At 69.7% G+C, this 6,105-nt stretch carries 6 protein-coding genes; 4 read left to right on the top strand and 2 right to left on the bottom strand.

The window, feature by feature from the left end:
- Positions 1–899 precede the first annotated feature (899 nt).
- The 3 genes from HH311_RS24820 (at position 900) to HH311_RS24810 (ending at position 4,538) form a co-directional block, all read left to right on the top strand.
- Positions 900–1,718: a sugar phosphate nucleotidyltransferase gene (locus tag HH311_RS24820; protein WP_169186379.1), complete on the top strand. Its 819-nt coding sequence runs from the start codon at positions 900–902 to the stop codon at positions 1,716–1,718.
- 173 nt (positions 1,719–1,891) lie between these two features.
- Positions 1,892–3,211, top strand: coding sequence for a glutamate-1-semialdehyde 2,1-aminomutase (locus HH311_RS24815; RefSeq protein ID WP_169186378.1), 1,320 nt, complete (start codon positions 1,892–1,894; stop codon positions 3,209–3,211).
- A 148-nt stretch (positions 3,212–3,359) separates the two neighbouring features.
- On the top strand, positions 3,360–4,538 hold the full coding sequence (locus HH311_RS24810; protein WP_169186377.1) for a beta-propeller fold lactonase family protein: 1,179 nt from the start codon (positions 3,360–3,362) through the stop codon (positions 4,536–4,538).
- A 30-nt stretch (positions 4,539–4,568) separates the two neighbouring features.
- On the opposite strand, the gene HH311_RS24805 is transcribed toward HH311_RS24810, so the two are convergent.
- Positions 4,569–4,970 carry a type II toxin-antitoxin system VapC family toxin gene (locus tag HH311_RS24805; RefSeq protein WP_169186376.1) on the bottom strand — a complete coding sequence of 134 codons (402 nt, stop codon included), beginning with the start codon at positions 4,968–4,970 and terminating at the stop codon, positions 4,569–4,571.
- A complete protein-coding gene (locus HH311_RS24800) occupies positions 4,970–5,239 on the bottom strand; it encodes a type II toxin-antitoxin system Phd/YefM family antitoxin (RefSeq protein WP_169186375.1) in 270 nt (89 codons plus the stop codon). The genes HH311_RS24805 and HH311_RS24800 overlap by 1 nt, the downstream gene beginning before the upstream one ends.
- A gap of 179 nt (positions 5,240–5,418) precedes the next feature.
- On the opposite strand from HH311_RS24800, the gene HH311_RS24795 reads away from it, so the two are divergent.
- Entirely contained in the window at positions 5,419–6,012 is a 594-nt protein-coding gene (locus tag HH311_RS24795) for a TIGR03086 family metal-binding protein (RefSeq protein WP_312030381.1), read from the top strand.
- Positions 6,013–6,105: the final 93 nt, after the last annotated feature.

Raw genomic sequence — 6,105 nt, 5'->3', positions numbered from 1 at the left:
TCGAGGTCGCCGATCACGATTGTGGGGTGCGCTCGGGCGCGCACCACGCACGGGCGGCTCGCGTGCAGCATCAACACCTTCCGCGTCGGAATCGTGACCTCATGCATCCAGAACCAGCTCGCCCCCTCGAAATTCACCCCGCAACTACATAACGGTTTCTTGGTGTCGGCAGTGACGACAACGCCGGTCTCGCACCCGGAACGACTCGCAGAGCTCGAGGATCGTATTCGTGATCCGCATTCCCTCAGTTACACGTGACCATCCCCCGGGCCCATTGCCCAGTCAATAACCCAGCGGCCCCGGCGCGGAGGCGATCCGGCCCCGGTACACCGCTGCGGGCACCGCTCCATCCGAAGCCAGCTCTGCGCCCACCGGTGCCCGCGGACGACGGAGTCCGACAGGCTTGAGTTGGCCGACCTCCTTAATCAGCCTTGACGATGCGCCCCCAGTTCGAGCGGGTGAACCTTCACAGGCTGTGTGCGCGCTGTTCGGCGTGGGTCCGCGTGGCCAAGACGATGGAAGCGGGGTGTCGGGTGACGGTAGTCAAGCTGCTGGGCGCGACGCACCCGTCGGCCAGGCGCTATGCGATGGCGAGTTGCCGAACCGCCGCCTTCGCGCTGGCGTCCGCTGGATCGACGATGGTCGATGTGGTCCCCCCGGAGGCGCGTGGCAGATCAACGCGGGCTGCGGGCGCGGTCGTGGGAGCGTGCCCGGCAGGAGCCGCCGTATCTGCTCGCCGCCAACGCGGCCGAGCGAGGAGCCGGGCACTGGTAACGCCCGCACCCGCTCCGACCGCCGGACCCCTGTCCGCGCTGCCGCGCGATCTGCGCTCCGAGTTCGCCGTCACTGGTAATGGGAGTGGCTGGTGTTTTCGACCCGTTGACTGAGGTGATGCGACCATGAAAGTGGTTCTGTTCTGTGGCGGCTACGGTATGCGGATGCGTGATGGCGCCTCTGATCTGCCTAAACCGATGGTGTCCGTCGGCCCTCGTCCGCTGCTGTGGCACGTGATGCGGTACTACGCGCATTTTGGTCACACCGACTTCGTTCTCTGTCTCGGTCACGGGGCTCGCCATATCAAGGATTTTTTCCTGCAGTACTCGGAAACCGTCTCCAACGACTTCGTGTTGCATGGAGGGCACGTCGAGATGCTCTCGACGGACCTGGAGAGCTGGCGTATCACCTTCGTGCACACCGGCCTGGACACCCCGATCGGCGAGCGTCTCCGGCGAGTGCGCGAGCACGTCGCCGGGGAAGAGATGTTCCTGGCAAATTACGCCGACGTGCTCACCGACGCACCTCTCGACGACCAGATCGCGCAATTCCGGGAGGCGGACGCCACTGCCTCGTTGCTCGCCGTGCCACCTCAGGCCGCGTTTCACTGTGTCCAGCTCGGCGAACAGTGCCGCGTCAATGAGATCGTCGGTGTGAACACCATGCCGCTGTGGGAGAACGGCGGGTACTTCGTGCTACGGCCGGAGGTTCTCGACCACCTGCCGGAGAACGGAGACCTGGTCGGTGATGCGTGCGCGGAGCTCGCCAAGCGCGGCGAGCTGATGGCGTATCCGTACCGCGGCTTCTGGCAGTCCGCCGACACGGTCAAAGAGAGGGCTGCGCTCGAGGCCTCCTATCAGTCAGGCCATCGTCCGTGGATGCTGTGGGACCAGCGGGGCGAGCGCACTCCACTGCAAGCCCTGATCTCGGCGGAGGTCAGCTGATGCGCGTCACCTTGCCCGAACGACTGGACAAGTTCCTGCTGCGAGGACGTCCTGGTGGTCCCCGGGAACCCGGAGACGGCGGTCCGCGGGCCGCGGCTGCTGCGCTGCTCGAACGGTCGACGCCGAAGGACGCTCCCACACCCGACGCCGTTGGCCGGTCGAGGTCCACCCGCATGAGCACGCCCAGCCGGTCGTGCGGGTCTCGTCAGGCGAACCAACGGTTGCACGCCGTGGTTCCGGGCGGCGCCCACACCTATGCCAAAGGTGATGAGCAGTACCCTGAGGACATCGCTCCGGTGATTTCTCGCGGGTACGGCGCACACGTGTGGGACGTCGACGGGAACGAATACATCGAGTACGGCTCTGGCTTGCGCTCGGTGAGCCTCGGCCATGCCCACCCACGCGTGCTGTCAGCCGTGCGACATGAGATCGGGCGCGGCACGAACTTCGTCCGACCGAGTGTCATCGAGGTCGCGACGGCCGAACGGTTCCTGGATACGGTTTCGACCGCGGAGATGGTCAAGTTCGCGAAGAACGGGTCGGACGTCACCACGGCCGCGGTGCGCCTGGCCCGGGCAGCCACCGGTCGGCCGCTGGTCGCCATCTGTACCGACCATCCGTTCTTCTCCACCGATGACTGGTTCATCGGCACGACGCCCCTGTCCGGCGGAGTGCCCGGCGTGGTGGCCGACCTCACCGTGGGCTTTGCCTACGGCAACCTCGCGGAGACGGAGCAGTTGCTGAGGCGGCACGACGGGCAGATCGCCTGCCTGATCCTCGAGGCCGCCACCCACAGCGAACCCCCTGTTGGGTATCTGGCCGGCTTGCGCGAGCTCGCGGACCGGTACGGCTGTCTGCTCGTGTTCGACGAGATCATCACTGGCTTCCGGTGGTCGGAGTCCGGCGCGCAGGCGATTTACGGCGTTGTTCCGGATCTGTCGACGTTCGGCAAAGCGCTGGGCAACGGGTTCGCGGTCTCCGCGCTGGCTGGCCGGCGTGAGCTCATGGAGTTGGGACGGTTGCGTGATCACGGACAGCAGGTCTTCCTGTTGTCCACGACGCACGGCGCGGAGACGCACGCATTGGCCGCTGCCACGGCGGTGATGGCGACGTACAGCGAGGAGGGGATCGCGGCGCGGCTGCACGCGCTCGGAACACGGCTTTCCGACGGTGTTCGTCAGGTTGCGGCCGGCGTCGGGGTACAGGACCACGTCGTTCTTCGTGGCCATCCGAGCAACCTCGTGTTCGCCACCCTCGACGGGAACTGCCAGGCGTCACAGAGTTACCGGACACTGTTCCTGCGCCAACTCCTCATCGGGGGGGTCCTCGCCCCGTCGTTCGCGGTGAGCAGTGCGCTCACCGAGGCAGACATCGACAAGACGATCGAGGTGGTCGAACAGGCTTGCGTCGTCTACCGCGAGGCTCTCGACGCCGGGGACCCGTCTCCGTGGATGGGTGGGCGGCCGGTGCGGCCCGTCTTCCGGCGGTGCTGATGTCGGCAACACCCACGGTCTGGATCTCCGCGTTCGGGCAGTGACCCGCCAGTCGTGTCGTCACCCGGGGGTCCGAAGCTTGTAGCATCGCCGGCGGTCTCGGTCGTGACACGGCGGGAGTGTCGGTGTCGGGGCTGCGGGGGACAGCATGAAGCGCTTCGAGCGGGACGGCCCGCCACGAGCGCTTGCTCCACCACCCCGCATTCCCGCCTGGGTCGACGGCTCCGCAGCGCAGCCAGGCCGGAACCTCACCCGGACGCTGATCGCGGTCATCGTCGTCCTCGCCGTCGTCGCGGTCGTCGGTTTCACCGTGGTGCTCACCCGTGGCTCCGGCGCCCCAGCGCCGGCCGCCCCGGCCCCGGAGCCGGCGGACGAGCTCCCGCCCCCGGCGCACCTGCCGGTCGCGGCTGCCGTCGCCGTTCCCACCGCCGTGACGACGGTCCCGGTCGGGCCCACCCCGGGGTACATGGAGGTCGCGCCCGGCGGCCGCTTCGCCTACGTCGCCAACCGGACGGCGAACGTGCTCACCGTCCTCGACACCACCCGGAACGCCGTCACCGGCACCATCCCGGTGCCCGACGGCGGCCCGCAGTTCGTCGCGTTCTCACCCGACGGCGCCCGCGCCTACGTGAGCATCTCCGACCCGGCCTTCACCGTGAACGAGATGGGCGTGGTCGACACCCGGACCGGCGCGTTCGTCGCGCGGGTGCCCACCGGGAAGCGCCCGTTCGCGCTGATCGTCAGCCCCGACGGCTCGCGCGTCTACGTCCCGAACCACGACTCGAGCTCGATCACCGTGGTCGACGCGGCGACGAACGCCGTCACCGGCACCATCCCGGTCGCCCCCAACCCGCACTGGCTGGACGTGTCCCCGGACGGCACGCGGCTCTACGCCGCCGACCACGAGTCGAACCTGCTCAGCATCATCGACACGGGGACCGACGCGGTCGTCGGGACGGTGCCCGTGGGCCGGAGCCCGCACTCGCTCGTCCGGCAGCGGACGACACCGCTCCTCTTCGACGCCGACTACGACGCCGACACCGTCTCCGTGACCGACGTCGGCATCGGCAAGGTCGTCGCGACGGTCCCGACCGCCCACCACCCGCAGGACCTCACGCTCTCCGCCGACGGCCGCTACGTCTACCTCGCCGCCGTCGATGCGAACGTGGTGCAGGTGCTGGACACGACGACGCTGCAGGTCACGGCGACCGTGCCTGTCGGCGCAGGGCCGACGAGTGTGGCCGTCGCGCCCGACGGGCGGCAGGCCTACGTCACGAACCTCGACGACGGCACCGTGACCGTGCTCGACGTCGGCCGGACGCCCTGAGCCCGGACGCCCCGAGCCCGGTGCGGCCGGTCAGGCGGCGACGATCTGCACGAGTTGCTCGACCCCGACGAAGTCGGCGGGATTCCGGGTGACGAGCGGGATCGCGTGCGCTCCGGCGGTGGCGGCGATCTGCAGGTCCATCCGTCGCGGACGCGGATTGCGGCCCGAGCGCCGCACGGTCGCCGCGAGGGTGCCGTAGAGCCGGGCAGCCGCGACGTCGAACGGCAGGACCGGAATCTCGCGCAGGACGGTGTAGAACCGGTCGGTCCGGGCCTGCCGTTCCAGCAGGTCCTCGACGTCGAGCCCGAAGGCGAGCTCGGCGATGGTGACCGCACTGACCGCGGGGTGCGCGCCGGCGGTCCCGCCCAGGTCGAGACCCTCGAGGTCGATGATCACCGAGGTGTCGAGGAGGACCCGCTCGCTCCCGGTCATCAGGTGATCGGATCGTCGTCGCCCAGGAGCTCGTCGGCCTCCGTGCGCTCGGCGCGCCACCGCGCGGCGTCGACCGGGGGAAGCTCCCGGAACAGGTGCTGGAGCTCGCCGAGGGTCCGGCGGGGCTCGTCGTGGGGACGTGCGTGTGGCACGAGGTCCGCGACCGGACGGCCGTTGCGGGTGACCACGAAGCTCTCGCCCTGCTCGACGCGACGCATGATCGCGCCGCTGTCGTTCCGTAGCTCGCGCTGACCGATGGTGTCCCCCACGCGGCCGAAGGTAGCACTTCTCGACCAGAGTGCTACGGCTGGACCAAGTCCCCGCTGGGAGCGACCGCGTAAACCGAGTCGCCGCGACCCGGTCGCCGCGAACACCGGCGGCCCGGTGTCGAAGACGGCACGGCAGGATCGACGTCGGGGTGACACCCAGGCCCCGAGGAGGTCACGCCGTGATCGAGAACCAGACCGCAGCCGACGAGTACCGGGAGATCGCCGGCCGCTTCACCGCCCACGTCGAGGGAGTGCCCGACGACGCCACCTGGGAGCGCCTGGCCCCGGTGCCCGGGTGGACCGCGCGCGACGTCGTGCGCCACCTCGTCGAGTGGTTCCCGCCGTTCCTGGCCGGCGGCACGGGCGTGGAGCTGCCACCGGGACCGGACGTCGACGCCGACCCGGTCGGTGCGTGGCGCACGATGAGCGACGGCCTGCAGGCCGTCCTCGACGACCCGGCCTCGGCCGGGAAGGTCCTGACCAACCCGCACATCGGCGAGGTCGCGCTTCCCGAGGCCGTCTCGCGGTTCTTCACCGCCGATGTCTTCATGCACACCTGGGACCTCGCGCGCGCCACCGGGCAGGACGAGACCCTCGACCCGCAGCGCTGCGCGGTGATGCTGGCGGGGATGGAGCCGCTCGACGACCTGCTGCGTGCGAGCGGGCAGTACGGTCCGAAGGTCGACGTGCCCGAGGACGCCGACGTCCAGACCCGGATGCTCGCCTTCATCGGCCGCGACCCCCGCTGGGAGCAGCCCGCGCCGGCGTCGTGAGGATCGCCACCTGATCTTGCTCGGGGGGCCGGTTTCGGGTCGCTGACCTGGGCCTTCGGTCCTCGCCCGGCGGCGGGGGCGGGGGAGCCCGGT

Origin of the sequence: Actinomycetospora sp. TBRC 11914, assembly GCF_012933465.1 — a bacterium.
Taxonomy (GTDB): domain Bacteria; phylum Actinomycetota; class Actinomycetes; order Mycobacteriales; family Pseudonocardiaceae; genus Actinomycetospora.
This window is presented reverse-complemented; position numbering and strand designations above follow the sequence as displayed.

Bases quoted from the DNA above. Each gene is read 5' to 3' on its own strand.
- HH311_RS24805 (WP_169186376.1), bottom strand. From the start codon at position 4,970: ATGACCGGGAGCGAGCGGGTCCTCCTCGACACCTCGGTGATCATCGAC.
- HH311_RS24810 (WP_169186377.1), top strand. From the start codon at position 3,360: ATGAAGCGCTTCGAGCGGGACGGCCCGCCACGAGCGCTTGCTCCACCA.
- HH311_RS24815 (WP_169186378.1), top strand. From the start codon at position 1,892: ATGAGCACGCCCAGCCGGTCGTGCGGGTCTCGTCAGGCGAACCAACGG.
- HH311_RS24820 (WP_169186379.1), top strand. From the start codon at position 900: ATGAAAGTGGTTCTGTTCTGTGGCGGCTACGGTATGCGGATGCGTGAT.